Annotated in this window: 19 protein-coding genes, 1 tRNA gene and 2 pseudogenes; 6 read left to right on the plus strand and 16 right to left on the minus strand. The window is 41.2% G+C overall.

Features of this window, described 5'->3' with window-relative positions; all coding sequences use genetic code 11:
• Window positions 1-614 precede the first annotated feature (614 nt).
• Window positions 615-836, minus strand: coding sequence for a DNA adenine methylase (locus NIE88_RS22565; protein ID WP_253058594.1), 222 nt, complete (start codon window positions 834-836; stop codon window positions 615-617).
• A 16-nt stretch (window positions 837-852) separates the two neighbouring features.
• Window positions 853-1,152 carry a DNA adenine methylase gene (locus tag NIE88_RS02925; RefSeq protein ID WP_253058596.1) on the minus strand — a complete coding sequence of 100 codons (300 nt, stop codon included), beginning with the start codon at window positions 1,150-1,152 and terminating at the stop codon, window positions 853-855.
• A gap of 70 nt (window positions 1,153-1,222) precedes the next feature.
• On the opposite strand from NIE88_RS02925, the gene NIE88_RS02930 reads away from it, so the two are divergent.
• Entirely contained in the window at window positions 1,223-1,396 is a 174-nt protein-coding gene (locus tag NIE88_RS02930) for a YjfB family protein (protein ID WP_253058598.1), read from the plus strand.
• 326 nt (window positions 1,397-1,722) lie between these two features.
• Here the strand turns inward: NIE88_RS02930 and ssb are convergent.
• From ssb to NIE88_RS02950, 4 genes and pseudogenes are all read right to left on the minus strand, one after another.
• Window positions 1,723-2,019: pseudogene (gene ssb, locus NIE88_RS02935) on the minus strand (single-stranded DNA-binding protein); the annotation flags it as partial.
• A gap of 13 nt (window positions 2,020-2,032) precedes the next feature.
• Window positions 2,033-2,558 (minus strand): annotated as a pseudogene (locus tag NIE88_RS02940) (MBL fold metallo-hydrolase); the annotation flags it as partial.
• Entirely contained in the window at window positions 2,552-2,740 is a 189-nt protein-coding gene (locus NIE88_RS02945; RefSeq protein ID WP_253058602.1) for a hypothetical protein, read from the minus strand. The gene NIE88_RS02945 and the pseudogene NIE88_RS02940, both read right to left, overlap by 7 nt.
• On the minus strand, window positions 2,740-2,928 hold the full coding sequence (locus tag NIE88_RS02950) for a hypothetical protein (RefSeq protein ID WP_253058604.1): 189 nt from the start codon (window positions 2,926-2,928) through the stop codon (window positions 2,740-2,742). The genes NIE88_RS02945 and NIE88_RS02950 overlap by 1 nt, the downstream gene beginning before the upstream one ends.
• Before the next feature lie 423 nt (window positions 2,929-3,351).
• Here NIE88_RS02950 and NIE88_RS02955 point away from each other — a divergent pair, with 423 nt between their 5' ends.
• A complete protein-coding gene (locus NIE88_RS02955) occupies window positions 3,352-3,717 on the plus strand; it encodes a site-specific integrase (RefSeq protein WP_253058606.1) in 366 nt (121 codons plus the stop codon).
• A complete protein-coding gene (locus NIE88_RS22730) occupies window positions 3,617-3,958 on the plus strand; it encodes a tyrosine-type recombinase/integrase (protein WP_373689397.1) in 342 nt (113 codons plus the stop codon). The genes NIE88_RS02955 and NIE88_RS22730 overlap by 101 nt, the downstream gene beginning before the upstream one ends.
• A 52-nt stretch (window positions 3,959-4,010) precedes the next feature.
• Here NIE88_RS22730 and NIE88_RS02960 read toward each other — a convergent pair.
• Window positions 4,011-4,084 (minus strand) — tRNA-Arg (locus tag NIE88_RS02960).
• A gap of 434 nt (window positions 4,085-4,518) precedes the next feature.
• On the opposite strand from NIE88_RS02960, the gene NIE88_RS02965 reads away from it, so the two are divergent.
• Window positions 4,519-4,872 (plus strand): hypothetical protein, encoded by a 354-nt coding sequence (locus tag NIE88_RS02965; protein WP_253058608.1) that lies wholly within the window; start codon window positions 4,519-4,521, stop codon window positions 4,870-4,872.
• A gap of 383 nt (window positions 4,873-5,255) precedes the next feature.
• Here the strand turns inward: NIE88_RS02965 and NIE88_RS02970 are convergent, their stop codons facing one another.
• From NIE88_RS02970 to NIE88_RS02995, 6 genes are all read right to left on the minus strand, one after another.
• A complete protein-coding gene (locus NIE88_RS02970) occupies window positions 5,256-5,447 on the minus strand; it encodes a hypothetical protein (RefSeq protein WP_253058610.1) in 192 nt (63 codons plus the stop codon).
• A 22-nt stretch (window positions 5,448-5,469) separates the two neighbouring features.
• A complete protein-coding gene (locus NIE88_RS02975; RefSeq protein WP_253058612.1) occupies window positions 5,470-7,041 on the minus strand; it encodes a DUF4153 domain-containing protein in 1,572 nt (523 codons plus the stop codon).
• Between the two features lie 65 nt (window positions 7,042-7,106).
• Window positions 7,107-7,319, minus strand: coding sequence for a helix-turn-helix domain-containing protein (locus NIE88_RS02980; protein ID WP_253058614.1), 213 nt, complete (start codon window positions 7,317-7,319; stop codon window positions 7,107-7,109).
• A 10-nt stretch (window positions 7,320-7,329) separates the two neighbouring features.
• Window positions 7,330-7,791, minus strand: coding sequence for a DUF2975 domain-containing protein (locus NIE88_RS02985; RefSeq protein WP_253058616.1), 462 nt, complete (start codon window positions 7,789-7,791; stop codon window positions 7,330-7,332).
• Window positions 7,792-7,959: 168 nt separating this feature from the next.
• Window positions 7,960-9,702 (minus strand): DUF4153 domain-containing protein, encoded by a 1,743-nt coding sequence (locus NIE88_RS02990; RefSeq protein ID WP_253058618.1) that lies wholly within the window; start codon window positions 9,700-9,702, stop codon window positions 7,960-7,962.
• Window positions 9,703-10,274: 572 nt separating this feature from the next.
• Window positions 10,275-10,637: a 3D domain-containing protein gene (locus tag NIE88_RS02995; protein WP_253058627.1), complete on the minus strand. Its 363-nt coding sequence runs from the start codon at window positions 10,635-10,637 to the stop codon at window positions 10,275-10,277.
• A 221-nt stretch (window positions 10,638-10,858) separates the two neighbouring features.
• On the opposite strand from NIE88_RS02995, the gene NIE88_RS03000 reads away from it, so the two are divergent.
• Both NIE88_RS03000 and NIE88_RS03005 read left to right on the plus strand, forming a co-directional pair.
• On the plus strand, window positions 10,859-11,206 hold the full coding sequence (locus NIE88_RS03000; RefSeq protein ID WP_253058629.1) for a hypothetical protein: 348 nt from the start codon (window positions 10,859-10,861) through the stop codon (window positions 11,204-11,206).
• A gap of 177 nt (window positions 11,207-11,383) precedes the next feature.
• Window positions 11,384-11,812, plus strand: coding sequence for a hypothetical protein (locus NIE88_RS03005; RefSeq protein WP_253058631.1), 429 nt, complete (start codon window positions 11,384-11,386; stop codon window positions 11,810-11,812).
• Window positions 11,813-12,253: 441 nt separating this feature from the next.
• Here NIE88_RS03005 and ligD read toward each other — a convergent pair whose 3' ends face one another.
• The 3 genes from ligD to ku are packed head-to-tail and all read right to left on the minus strand — an operon-like array spanning window position 12,254 to window position 14,922.
• Window positions 12,254-13,153, minus strand: a complete 900-nt coding sequence (gene ligD / locus NIE88_RS03010) for a non-homologous end-joining DNA ligase (RefSeq protein ID WP_253058633.1) — start codon at window positions 13,151-13,153, stop codon at window positions 12,254-12,256.
• A complete protein-coding gene (locus NIE88_RS03015; protein WP_253058635.1) occupies window positions 13,150-14,103 on the minus strand; it encodes an ATP-dependent DNA ligase in 954 nt (317 codons plus the stop codon). The genes ligD and NIE88_RS03015 overlap by 4 nt, the downstream gene beginning before the upstream one ends.
• Window positions 14,104-14,106: 3 nt before the next feature.
• On the minus strand, window positions 14,107-14,922 hold the full coding sequence (ku, locus tag NIE88_RS03020; RefSeq protein WP_253058637.1) for a non-homologous end joining protein Ku: 816 nt from the start codon (window positions 14,920-14,922) through the stop codon (window positions 14,107-14,109).
• Window positions 14,923-15,061: the final 139 nt, after the last annotated feature.

The raw sequence follows: 15,061 nt of genomic DNA on the forward strand, positions 1-15,061 counted from the left end.
ACCATAGCTGGATTTAAAACCGACATTCTTCAGGCATGCTGCAAACCATTCTGCCTCCGCTTCGCATCTGCAGTAGAAGTCAACCGTGCGAAGTGATATGCATGAACCTTCAGTGTCCAGATGTGGGCTTCTTGTTTCTTTTGCTCAATGTCGCCGAGCATGGTCAGTATTTTGGAGTTTTGTTCGCGAAGAAACTTGTTTGATTCATCATTTCGTGCACTCCCGTCTAATATCTGATCAGACAACTTTTGAATTTTCGCGTCAAGTTTTTCCTGCCCACCCTCCAATCGTTCAATTTTTTTTCGTGGCCCTCAATACGTTGTGCTGTTATATCCACTCTGTCATCCTCCTTTTAGGCAAAATAAAAGGACCTTTTTTAAAGGTCTTGACGTGAACAATTTTCAAATTTTGTGAGTAATTTTATTTCCCCTTTTTTAAATGGTTATTTTTCCCATCCAACACTGTATAATTACTTTGTTAATAAATGGAGGATATAAAATGAAAAAAAGATACATATACATGGACAGGATTACAGATCCCGGATGCTGTTTAAGCACCTGCAGTAACTCTTTGTGGTCATCATCTGTCTTTTCACATCTGTAGCTTGTTGTCGTCTAAGTCGAGTGCACATAAGGTGGATCGGCATAGATTAAAACGTTCTGCCTCGAGTAGCGCCGAATCAATTCGACCGCAGGTTGGCATTCAATTTGGACGCCCATGAGTCGCTCAGACACGGTTGCAATCTTATCGGGAAATTCAACCACTCTTTGCAAAGGCCCATTGCACTCAATCATGCTGCGCCATCCCGTTCGGTGCGCGTTTTGCCCCCCTGCCACATCCGTGCATCCGTGCTTACTCGAGCTCGTCTACAGCAGATTTGTAGCTGCCATAATATTCTTGTCTGGCATGTGGTGTAAACCGAATCGCATGTGCTAACTCGTCCGGACGTTCTCGAATCACTCGGAACAGATTAACAGTTTCTCCGTCAATATCGTTCACTGTTTCTAACTGGCTTCTCTGCTTCGTAAAAAGCACAACTCCGCTGTTGAAGAACGGCTCTAGGTAGGTTTCATGATCTGGAAAAAAACTAATGATCCAGCTGGCCATGCTCCATTTGCTACCAGGATAATGTAAGATGCGTGGTATGGACATCATTTTCATCTCCTTCCTTTTTCAAAAATTTATCTATCACTCCGATATAACAAGTAAGGAGGCGAATTCCTTGGATATTGCATCTGCATCTATCGGCTATAGTCAAGTCTTACTTAGCCAAAACGTCAGCCTTGCTGTCACTAAACTGGCTCTGAATAGCGTTCAGCAAAGTGGTGCTCAATTGATTGAAACACTTCAGGCTTCAGATCCGAATTTAGGGAATATCATTGACCTAAAGGCGTAAGAATCAGAAAAATGTATCCCATTATGGGGTGCATTTTCTCTATAGAAACGTGATACAACCAACTCAAATAGTTGCCGAGGTGCATGCATGAGAGTAGTTCAGATTATTTACACATCACTAATGTCTATTATTTTTATCCTTTTCTTTCTCATCGCGTTTCCAAATCAAATTGGAAGGCCGGCGGGCATTTTATTTCTAATTGGTTATGGCATTTTTAGCATCTGGAAAGACTACGAGATCATAAGAGAAACACTTATTTCAACAATAATTGGACTTACTATTATTCTTGTCTTCATCCACATTTGGGGGTTTCCATTTTAATGTTTACTGTCGGCAACCACTTCCGTTATATAAACCCGTCGACCTTCGTTATTCTCATAATTTCGGGTCTGAATACGGCCGTCAACGCCGGCTAAGCTTCCCTTCTGCAGAAAGTTAGCTGCATTCTCGGCTTGTCTTCTCCAGACAACGACCGGTATAAAATCAGCCTCCCGCTCTCCTTGCTGGTTTGAGAACGGGCGATTCACAGTGATCGTGAAACTCGTTACTGCGACACCGTTCGGCGTGTACCTTAATTCCGGATTTTTCGTCAGTCGTCCAACCAAAATAACGCGATTGATCATGCAATCCCTCCTTTCATGCGATGTAGACCGGTTTTCCGGTTAACTCCATGATTTCTCGCTTAAATCGTGCTTCATCTAAATTATTATTTGAGAGATGAAGCAGCCAAATCTCCTTAACCTTGGATAAATCATTTGCTCTAAGAAAATCCTTCACATTTGAAAGTGAAAAGTGAGATCTAAGCAACCTCTTGCGCATCACTTGAGGAAATGTCCGTCAATGATGTTTTAATCTAGGATGTCTAGGCTGTAATTGCATTGGACCATGATGTGTGACAAGTTATTAACCTTGTATTTGATGTAGTAGGTTATCCGTCGCAAAGAATAGTTTCTCCCCGCTCTGATTCATCAGCAGATAACCTAGCAGTTCACTCACATCGTGCTCCACATCAAAGGGTAGGATTGTCCAGGTTCCGATCGTAAGTTGCTCCCTTGCCTTCACTGGCTTTACATGGTGCCTGGCTTGCATATAGATCAACCGCTCCTTTCATGACTTCTTTTGCTGATTTGCTATGGTCGCCGTGCTCATGTGTGATTAAGCAGTCACCGTTTCAAAATCATCTACAGGATCGTCCGATACGTTTTCCGGCGCTGAGGACAGTGGAACTTGTTGATAATCTTTTTCCTTTTTTGGTTCTTCGCGACGTTCGTTTTCCTTGATTGGCTCAGCTTCTTCTTTGCGTTTCTTCTCTTCCTTTCGCGCAACTTTCGCTAACTTCGACATCAATCGTTTCGCGATTTGTGTTCTCGGCGGATCACGCGAACTGCTTCACCATCTATGGAGTCTTCATAACTCATTTGAATAACCGCATTACCGAAATCCTTCGGTATTTTCTTCACAACATTATTGCGCATCTTGCGAATGATCATGCATTCCTGACTTTGTGGATCTTTCCACACCGGGCTGTTCATTATCTCAAGCCAACAGATATTACATTAAAGCAATTCCATCCTAAGTGGTTTGAATATATAAAGGGTGTACAACACCGGCAACGAGAGCAAGTAACGAGCAATTATGGACAACCCTATACTTCTTAAATACGGTCACATGAAGCTATCCATGATCAAGACAATGCACATATTCAATTTTGTGAATGACTTGAAAAAAGATGGTCGGCGTTTGGATGGCAAAAAAGGAAAACTAAGCACATCAACATACGCAATTATTTAGAAAAATTTTCACAGTATTTTGCAATGCGCGGTGGATCTTGGCGTGATCAAAGAGAATCCAGCTGATGGCATCAAAGTGCCGAAGTTAGGAAAGAGCAAAACGGATGTGTATACAAAAGAAGAGACAGCGCAGATGATCGAGCAACTAGATCATGTGCGATTCAGATGGAAGCTACTGATCTCCTTGCCTTCACTGTAGGCGCACGTGAGGGTGAAATTGCCGCCTTGGAATGGAAACAGATCGATTCAAAAATCCACACGATACGTATTGAGCAATCACTCTCAGTTGAATTTGGACTTAATCTGAAGGTTACGACTAAAACAGATCGTGATCGGATGGTAAAAATCCCGACTGCCCTTTCCGATCTCTTAGACCAGTATCATAAGCAAAAAATAAAAGATAAAAACATCATCCCTTATGATTTTGGCAATGGGATTGAGCATCTGTTTATTTTTTCAAATCTTCAAGAGAAACCCATTCGACCGGACAGTATCTCTCAATGGTGGCGAAGATTCACAAACAAAAAATAAATTGCGGCATATTCGATTTCATGATTTACGTCATACCTCAGCGACATTCTTAATCAATCAAAACGTTCAATCAAAAATTATTAGCAGTCGCTTAGGTCATTCAAATATCCAAACCCCAATGAATGTCTACGGTCATTTTCTTGAAGAAGCTGATGAAGGAGCAGTCGAACATTTTGATGAATTTTTCAAAAAAAAACGTAGAAAAAATAAATTCTGCCCCAAGGTAGGCTTATTTATATAAATTCTAACTTCATCCAAAACAAAAAAGCCCTAACTATCAAGGCTTTTCGCTATGTCCCAGAAGGGATTCGAACCCATGACCCACGGCTTAGAAGGCCGTTGCTCTATCCAGCTGAGCTACTGGGACAAAATTAAAGTTTAATGACGACCTATATTATTTTAGAGAATATGACAGGATCTGTCAACGGCTGATAAAAAATAATTAAATCCTACCATTGCTCTGCTTTTCAGTTTATCATTTTTTTGAATCCGCCGCACAAAAAAATGAAAAGGGGTGGAGCCGGTCAAAGGTTACAAAATCAGCTTGACAAGTAAACAGACACAGGATATGTTTCATTTGGATTTCCCCCCTTTAGAGACAAATTGTTGTCGCCGGCATTTTGAAGGATGGGCGGAGGTCGCACTGAATGCGTTGAGGGAACCCTTGTTTGAGCTTGAATTGGAATTCACCGCTTTGGAAGATTTGTCTCCGGAAGATGATGAACAGTACCTGCTCGAAAAAACAGAAGTTGCACCCGGAATTGAAGTTCCTGACTCACGGTTCAAAAATTGGTTTCGGCCTTGCCTCTCGAACTTGTCATCTCGGACAGCGCCGTATGCAGTCGTATCGTTATCGTTGTTGGCAAAGCTGCGCCCAGGCCTTCCATTGAAGCATTGTCAGATATGAAATCAACCGTTACCTTGAACGGAAAATCACTGACCTCCGGCATCTCCTCCGAAGTACTTGGCAATCCGCTTCACTCCTTAAAGTGGCTGGTTCAGCGACTGGCTCAAGAAGGAAAGAAAGTAACTAAGAGCACAACCGTTTCAACAGGCACCTTCTGCTTGCCGAAAAAGTTGGAAAAAGATATTTATAAAAAAATACTTATGTTGCGACGTTTGACCATGATCTTGGCAGCGTCACATTGCATGTAAAATAAATTCATCATTAAAAAACGGTCAGATCCCGCACAGGAATTTGACCGTTTTGTTATAAGATGTAAAAATGTGAACAATGCAATAGATACGTAAGTAGGAAGGTTCCCATTATTCAGTACATCCTGCTGATTCACAGCGCTTCATCGCTGATTGGTGCGACAAAACCGTGATTCAGCGCAGTTAGCTCCCTGATTCAATTATTCAACAGATTAACTGAGATTGAACTTTTCGATAAATGCGACTGTCCCTCTTGCCAGAGTTTTCTGACCGATATTTGTCAAACTTACGATCAAGATGGCGGCAAAGCTGATTCATTGACTCTTATCTGTTTTCAAATTTCACCCGTCTAAAAAAATTTCTTTCTTGATCGTGGTCAACAATCATTCCAAAAGCTCAAACAGGATGGTATCACTGCCGGACAGTAACAAAACCAGCGAACCAATAACAAAGATCAGTCCAAAACTAAAGAGCAGAATCACAATTTTTATAGATTTTGGAACATCATGCCGCAATGCGCCAAGAACAAGAAGCAGCACACCGACAAAGAACATTAATAAATACCAGAAGCCCATTCCATTCACTTCCTCATCGTTCTTAAAACCGTCCCGGATCATAGGAGTCATACTTACGATTATAATGCAGATCGTAAGTTGCCAAGATACGGCGCGCATGATCACTTGACAGATTGAACGATTGCCATGAACGTCCCTCGTTCAATTCTTTTTTACGCTCATATAAATAATTTTCTGTTTTGGCACTCACCGCCTCATCCTTCGCCTGAAGCAATCCGGTGAGCTGCGGAATGGCGCTGTCAGAAAGCGAAAACAGGTAAGCCACATCAATCTTTCCCGTCTGCCCATAACGTTCAATGTTCCATTTAGTAATCAGCACATCAATATTTGCATAGTTAATCAGCAAGAAGGCTGTAATCGCAGTAAGCAAATAATACTTAAACAGCTTGACGTGTATATTCCAAATTCTGCATAAAGTAAAAATGAACAGGACAAAGAGTAAAATCATAAACGCATGAGTTAATACGCGAAGATAGGTAAACCCATACATCTGCTCATATAAATACATGCGGATGAATGCTGAGCAAAGCATGATCAACGTGCAGCCAACAAGCAACGATTCAAGGACTTGAATCGTCCGATCCATCACCTTGCTGTCTTTTTTCGTCCAATAAATAAGTGCCAGCAAGATGCTGAAATTGATCAACGTAACAAGAACAAGCTCAAGAAATCCACGGCGCGCGTATTCCGCATAGGTCAATTGCTGTGGAAGAGCAAATGAGAAACTACCAAATAGATACGAAAATTGAATCAGTATAAAGAATACATAAATTACATTAAGAATGCTCAAAACTGTGGCCGCAACAACTTGATCAATACTGTTTGTTAAACTTACACTGTCCTCGGGTTCTCGGAACGTAGTTAATGGCCGGCGTTTTGCAATCAGACTCCAAATATAGCTGAACGAACACAGTGCGATAACAGCCGTGAAAATAAGTCGAGGAACAAATTGATCGAGATTAATTACTGCGAATAACTCTGGAATTGATCCTAGGAAGTAGCTGAATACCTCATCTGCAGAAGCGAGCAGAGAGACAACAATGACAACAAGTGGAACGGCAATCAACACTCCAAGCAACACTTTAATCAGCGTACTGCTTTTACCCACGGACAATCCTTTGTTCAACCGTTTCGCAATTAAATGAAACGGCAGGAAAAGAAATGCAAACGGACGATAAACGAACCCGAGAAACACATCGCCGATGAACTTGACAGAATCCCAAGCGGATTTGGAACGTCCTGCGGCGAGAGTGGTCTGCGTCACAATTAATATTGGAATTGCCAAAAGATTCATTGCAAAGAAAATCATATTTGAGAAGATCAAGTAAGTTAGTGACAGCAGAAAAATAGGTATCATTAAGTACCCGGAAAAATCCCTACGCACAGCCACAATGTTGTACGTATTCAATAGAAATACGCTGTAAAATGCAAAGACGAATAACGGGATTGAGATACCGGGAAATTGATTAAAGAAGAACCAATTGGCCAAAACACCAAGCAATAAAGTGCAAAGCAAAAGTCTGCTGCTCCTATTATGTAGAATCGGATGATCACTCTGTTCTTTTAGCATTTTTGTCGTTGAAAATTCCTCCATTATTTTCCACCTCTTCTAATTAATACATCAGCGCGATTACACGCGAGCCGCGCGACATATCTTTTTCACGTTTCATCCTCTTCATAAGCCAGCAGATCGCCCGGCTGACAATCGAGTGCTTTGCAGATTGCCTCAAGCGTTGAGAAACGGATCGCCTTCGCCTTATTATTCTTCAAAATAGAAAGATTTGCGGGTGTGATCTGTACCCTCGCCGCAAGTTCGGTCGCACTGATTTTCTTTTTCGCCATGACGACATCAAGATTTACAACTATAGCCATCTCCACACCCCTATACTGTTAAATCATTTTCTTCTTTGACAACTACGGCCTGCCTGAAGACCTCGGCAAGAATGATGGAGAAAAAACCTGCGATAATAAAGATCATGGCAATAATGATCGTGAAAAAAGAATTAAAACACACAACCTTTACCATATAGCAGAATGAAATAATAAATGAATCAATGGCAATTCGCTTCAAACTGATTACATTATCCATCATGAACGGATTATGTCTGTTCAATGTCTTAAAGATCCGTCTAACCTCATAAACAATCTGCAAAGCAAAAATACCTGTAACATAAAGAAAAATAAGTAAAAACCAATAGTTTCGGTTTGTCCCATAACTCAATTGATCCATATACCAACTGACCGACCACGGAAGACTCAAAAGTATAGCTATGCCACCAATAAAAATAAGATCAAGCAACCGTTTGACATAACCTGAAAGCCCTTTTTCATCAAGAATAACCATCCTTGCTCACCTCTCATTTAAATTCCAAAGTGATTATATCATATATTTTATTGATTAACAGTATTTATTTATCGTTTTTCGATATTTTTTTTCTGTTTAAAGATAAATATCATAAATGAGCAGAAAAAAAACGGTGCAGTCAAAAACTGCACCGATCAAACTGCATCATTATTTTATTGAACTGAGAACATAAACCGTGGCATCAAAGGAATTATCTGATACACCCTCAACAGTGAGATTTTGAAAAATGATCTTTATTTTTGCTTTATCATTCTCCTTTTCGAAGGACATCTGATCAACGGCTACTGTATCGCTTCCCGCATTTTTTTTACTTTTTTCTACGTGATCAATCATTGGGGCGAGCGGCGCGGATAGCACAACACTTTCCTTCGAATCGGTAATTTGAATGGTTCCATATTTCCCAGTAGGTTCAAAGGACACTTGATAAACAACTCCGTCCTCCGACATTCTGCTTATCGAAAAGTGGTTTTTTCCACCCGGTTTATTGATTGAAAGACTCGCTAAATAATCATAACCGGAAATACGCACCGCATGATTCGTGCCAATGTCAAAGTTTTGGTAATTGCTCCTGGCATAAGGTGAGAATCCAAAGGTTTTTTCAAAATCAGATGAAATGTCAAAGTTCCTCGGTAGGTAAGAGAGCCGGTGAAGTGCGTTAATCTGCTCTAAATAGCTGATCGAACGAGCAATCATCTCCTGATCTTTTCGCTCAATACTTGGATTGGGTTGGACCTGGTGATTGCGAATCATTTGATTGCGTTCAAGCACCATTTGAAGTCGGGCAGTCTGACTGGTCCGGCCTATCGTAAATGCGTCAATCGGCGGTGTCACTGCGATTACGGAGCAAACGATTGCAAGGATGGCAAGTGTTCCTCTATTCTTCAGTGACGAGATACTTAAAATAACGCCGCTTACTGCCGCATACAGGCAGAATAGCAAAACGAGATAATGCGTATGCGTCATTCCTTGATTTACAACAATCAGCAAAGTCGACACAAACTGGAACATGGCAATAGGAATCAGCAATTTGGGTGCTAAATTTCGAAAAAGCACTGCAGACTGATTCATTAACCAATTCGATAAAATATAAATCAGCAGTACCGCGACACAGTAAGACAAGATAAGCGGTTCCAGCAAATTCTCATTCCATTCCCTTATTGCAATCGTTTTAATCATATAGATGAGCAATACAAGGCTGTAGATTGCCGCAGTCGGAATCATGACATATGAAATCAGCAGATCAAGGAATTTTGGAACCTTTGCCGCATGTTCGAATTCCGCAGAGTTCTCATCATGAAATACGGGAAGCAGAGATAGAAAGAGAGTTGGTGCCCACACCGTCCACAGAATGATCCCCGTATATGAATAGGGTCGTGATCCGATTTGAACGAGCAGCGTATCCACTGCTACAAGAATCAGCATGATCCCGCCATAAATAATTATTGAGAAAAAAAGGGAACGGAATATTGATTTAAACAAAATCATAACGTTCGTATAAAAAGAACATCCTCCTCTAAGCGAGGGAAGCCAGGCAAAGGTTATAAAAAGCCCAAAAATGGCAATACTTGTCCGCGTCAACACGATTGTACTGAACGCAGGATCATGGCGAATGAAAAGAAAATCAAGAATAGAAAGCAGCGTTGCCCCCACTATCGAGAACATGCGTATCCACCATGAATATGCATACCGTTCGGCACATACCTGAGCCGCGCTAAATGCAAGCGCAGCAAAAACCAACGTAACAATCATGTTACCGTATTTATGACCGGACTCAATAGTCGCGCATTGTATCACTGCAAGAACAACAAGCAGCAGAAAGGTTAGCGGAAATCGCATAATCGTTGTATTCAGGCCTGTCAATCGCCTTGCCAACACAGCAAGCAGTTTCATCGTAATCACCTTTGAAATGTTTTTTCCCAACAATCTATTTTTAAAGAAACCCTGATAAAGATGAGCCTTTGAAGCAGGGCTGAGCCTTAGTTGCGACAACGGATGACCCAGTGTCCGGCTTGTCACAGGACATGCGTTATGGGGGGCTATTGTGCTAAACTCCGCTAATCTGTTAAGAATTTATAGCTTCTAATTGTACGAAAAAAAATGCGCAATGGCTTCATTTGTCACTATTATCTGCCTGAATAGCAAAAATTAAATTAAAAAAAGAGCACCAATCGCTTGCATCGGACAAAATCAAAGGAGTAAACTATAGATGTGAAAGCGCTAACATTTTAATTTAGGGAGCGTGACAGAGAGATGACTATATTAGGTGTGTTTGGAACGGTTTGTGTTATTATTCCGGTCATTGCTGCTGTTATTTGGGATCGCTATCATACCCGTGCTCAGTAAAAACGGACGTTCCCAATCCAGATAGAGATTTTTCCCCAATAAAAATGAATCGCTCATGCCCGCTTTCGGCAGACATGAGCCTTTATTTATTCAAGCAAATTGTGCGTTTATTGATTCAATTAGTTGTGATAAACTCTTATCTTGATCTTTTTTCTTCCCCACTTAATCGCTTGTTTTCTTGTTTTATAGTGAACATCAATGACCTTTCCTTTAATTCGTCTGCCAACATCTCTCGCGATTGCGTAACCATAACCCGGTACATATACCTTTGACCCAAGCGGAATGACACGTGGATCGACGGCAATGGCTTTCGCCGACGGGTGTTTTTTATAATTAAAACCTGTTGCGGTTCGTCCAAGCTCACAGTATGAAGTCGCGCTCACTGAAATTTTTTTGTATTTTGATTTCGCTGTCGCAGAATTTTCCGGAATTCCGGCAAAAAGAACAGCGATTACGGTGACTAACAAAATGATTTTTTGCATGTTCAACATCCCTTGTTTTCTGTCTGACTACAATTTATCAATTTTATATAACAGCCATGTATCATAACTGTTCTTATTTCATTACAGCTGCTTAACAAAATAATTGCGTTTTTTATACTATTTATGAAACATGTATAGTTCATCGCTTTTTATTTGCAACTGTCAGAAAAACGACAATATAATCATATACTTTCCTCAGGGGAATCATGGGAGGGTGAATCATGTTAGCTAAATTAGAGAAACTTGTGGGTAACACATATAAACCACATGAGCTTGATGAGCTTTGTGCACGAATAACCGGAGGGCAACGAGAATTCCAGCGCCTATACTGGGAGGATATTGTTGGACTGGAAAATATGTCCTATCAAACGAAATCCGGAATTACCTATGTCATTGAATTTAATCTGTATAAAGATGAAGGAGAGTTCAACAGTGTCCTTGAGGTCAGTGATGTCGAAGAACTGGATCGTACAGCCCCTTCTGCGAATTATCATAAGCTGTACCTGATTCTTCTTGGCATTATCATTGTTTCTATAACTGTTTACTACCTGTTTTCCTTATTTCATTAAGCGATTTACATAGATGAGCGAAAGTTGCGTCCTGAGCCTGCTTGGTTCATAATAATTAACATGATCGTGCTGGAAACTATTGTCGATTGACAAGCGGTTATCAATGAAATTATTTTCACCGTGCAGCAGGTCAAAATAGATACAGCGGTATTTTGTTTATCTTCTGTGATTGATTATTTGGAGGTTTTTAAAATTAAACTGGAACCAACACGTATTGTAAGGCTCCCTTTTGTCACTGACTTAAAGTGGGATCAACTGATTCCTCAAAAAATAAATGATTACAATCATTTTTATTCCTATGCCATCCATGATAACGAGCGTATTTTCCCAGAAACATTCGCTCTTAATAATCGTGACATTGCTATTGTGGACTACATTGGTATTAAGAACTTCAACATATGGATTGTCGAACCGCGCCGCATGTTTGTCGAAGGTGACCGGATCATCATTCAAATGAAAGATCGCCGTCTTTTTGCCGGAAAATCAAAACTTCTCACAGACCATTCGCTGATCCTAAGAGATAATGAGGATATTAACTGTGACGTACTGGATTTCGCTGATGTTCATTTTATCGGGCGATTTGCGCGTGGAATTAGTACGCTGTAGTGAATGTCTCAGTTTGTTTTCCAATGAAAGAAATATTCTTTTATTGGAAAACAAAAAGCCCTCAGAAGTTAGAGAACTTCCCCAACATTTGGAGGTTCGTTCTAGGATCATTAAGAAAAAGAAGCGATAAAAATTAATTTTCATAACGAAAAGCTTGTTCACATATGAGTGGACAGACTTTCATCGTATGAGCGTCCAAGTCTTCATGAAACAAATGTATTGCCATAATTTGCCGATGATCGTATCCATGATAAATAAAAAATGCCTGACTTGCATTCAGAAATCCGGGAACAGGTTTCCCGCATCATGGTGACCGTCTGACCAAGATTCCATTGCAAAGCCCATCTTCCTTCTAAACAGATGATGTCTATCCGTTGTTTCGAGTACCACCTTGTACACATCTCATACCATTATAGTCATTGGGGAAAACTTGATTCTCTGTCAAGTGCTACTTTTCAACCGCTTAATAATCGGAATCAGAGACTCATTTCTTTGTTCAAAATAGCCATGCATTGGATTGATTCCCTTAGAAATGCGATCCAGCATCGTCGTAATCGTGAACGATTCGGCACGGAGTGCATCATTTACTTCGTACCAAAACAGTGGAGCAGCTACAGTTGCCCCCTCCTTCCCCCTAGGAGAATAGGGACTGATGATTGTTTTTCCTTCTGCATGCTGGACATAGTCAATATATAGCCTGCCTCCCCGGTTTTTTTTTAATCGTTCGGTTGTAAAGTACGCTGGTGACCGACTCACAAGAAGATCCGCGACAAATTTAGTGAATAATCGCGTGTCCGCATAACTGAAACCGAGTCCTGAAACGGGAAGATGAATCTGCAATCCTCTGCTTCCGGACAATTTGGGAAAACTGATGATGGACAGTCGTTCAAAAAGTATCTTCATCTCGACTGCTGCTTTTACTGCAAGCGAAAATGCCGAACGTTCAGGCGGATCTAAATCGAAAATAATTTCCTCCGGTCCGACTGCCCCTGCTTTTTGAAAGGGAATATGAAATTCAATAGCGAGTTGATTACCAAGCCAAGTCAGCGTTTCCGTATTGTCGCATACAATGTACTGCGTTCCGTCTTCTGTGTACGTGCGAATGGAAGCCGGTGCATAATTCGGGCAATTTTTTTGAAAAAAAGACGTTCCGGGAACACCGTGCGGAAAACGGATGACAGTTAACGCACGCCCGGATAAAAATGGCAGCATCATTGGGGCCGCTATTTTTAAATAGTCAATGAATTGCTGTTTAGTAATCAATGGATGCTGCCATACCGGCTTTTCCGGATGGGTGATCCGGAAACCGCGATCCAACAAAATGGATTCCGATGTTTTCATTCATTCATCTCCTCAATCGTGCATTGTTTCGGGTTTATACGAACAAATGCCTGAATACTTGGTTGCCTGAGCATTCCCCCCGCTGTCCATTCTTGGAACACAATCTTGACAGTAAGCTGAAGCTGCAGCCACTGTGCTTCCTCACTTCGATCCACTTGATTGACAAACGGATTATCATCTCGTTTCAGCCGACGGGCGAGCACAGTAACCAAATGCCAATCGTCTTGAGTTAATTTACCTGTGCCCGCATGGCCAATATAGACAAGCTGCCCTCCCGAATCATACAAACCGAGAAGCAGGGCATTAACCGTACCGGCTCTGAACGTCACTCCGCCAACAATTGCCGTTAAATCGCGTGTTACTTTTATTTTTCGCCAGTTTTCATTTTTACCGTTAATGAGGTATGCGCTGTCGAGTTTTTTTGAAACAATGCCTTCCATGTGCTGTGTTTGTACCGAAGTGAACAGCGATTTACCATTCTGAAAAACCGGCACGAGCTGAACGCGATCACTCACCGGCAGCCATTTTCTCAGCAACTCTGCTCGTTCATAAAGTGATCGCCCATGCACCCAGTTTCCATTACAGAAAATAAGGTCAAAGACCATATAAAAGACAGGAACGGCATACTCAAGCACTTGAATTCGCGATTGATTGCGCGCACTGTCCCGCTTCATAACCTCATGAAAAGACGGCCTTCCCTGGGCATCCAGCGCAATGACTTCTCCATCCAAAATTAATGAATTCGCCTTCGTATGATCACAAATGGTACCAAGTTCAGGATAGTTTTTTGTTCGTTCATTTTTTCTCCGGTTAAACAGCCGAAGATCATGTCCATCATAATAGGTTAAAATGCGTACACCGTCCCACTTCACCTGATGAATCCAATTTACTCCGCTTGGAATTTCAGCATCAGGGATGGGTTCAAACGGCACAATCGGCTGAAGCTTCATCGTTCAGACCGTTTTCTTCCGGCGTGCCGTTGTTTTTCTTTTCGGCTTTGTTTCCTTTACACTCGCTTCGAGTGCGGAAAGCAAATCAACGACATTTGGTTGTGGTACATGGCCTTTTTTCTGTTTTACAGGCATACCGGAAACCTTGTCTTCAATTAATTTTTCCAATTTTAATCGATAGTCATCCTTGTAATGTTCCGGCTGGAAAACAGTTGTCAGCTGATCAATCAGCTGATTCGCAATTGTCATTTCTTTCGGAGCATTGTCCGTCTTCACGTCGCCAAGACCCGGTACCTCGCTGATACTGCGCACCTCATCCGGGTAGTACAATGTTTCAAGCAGCATACCGTTTTCAAAGCTGCGGATCGCAGCAAGATGCTGTTTTGAGCGAATGATAATAGTCGCAATCGCAATTTTATCAGAGTCTTGAATCGCTTGCTTTAATAAAGAAAACGCACGCAAACCGTTGCCATTGTCCGGACCGATAAAATAGGACTTTTCATAATAAATCGGATCAATCTCCGCCAATTTTACAAAATTAACGATTTCAATATGTTTGTCTCCATCCTCCTGAAGATCGTTTAATTCCTGTTCATTAATGGGTACAAATTGCCCCGGTGCATATTCATACCCTTTAATTATCGCTTCATTTTCAACCGCTTTTCCACATTTTGAACAGGTACGCGTGTAATTAATCGGTGCCATACATTCCTTATGCAGCATTCTTAAACGGACATCCTTATTTTCAGTAGCGGTATATAATTTAATTGGAATATAAACGAGCCCGAATTGAATTGATCCTTTCCACATTGTTCGCATCTTGTTCACCTCGGCATTAGTATGTGCGCGATCGCGATCCATTAACTGCGAACTGACTATTTTCATTATTTTTACAGAAAAAAAAGCCTCTCAAATTATTGAGAAGCGAAAAAAGGATGTTACCTATCAGAAACAGAAG

Origin of the sequence: Sporolactobacillus shoreicorticis (assembly GCF_024125445.1) — a bacterium.
Lineage (GTDB): Bacteria > Bacillota > Bacilli > Bacillales > Sporolactobacillaceae > Sporolactobacillus > Sporolactobacillus shoreicorticis.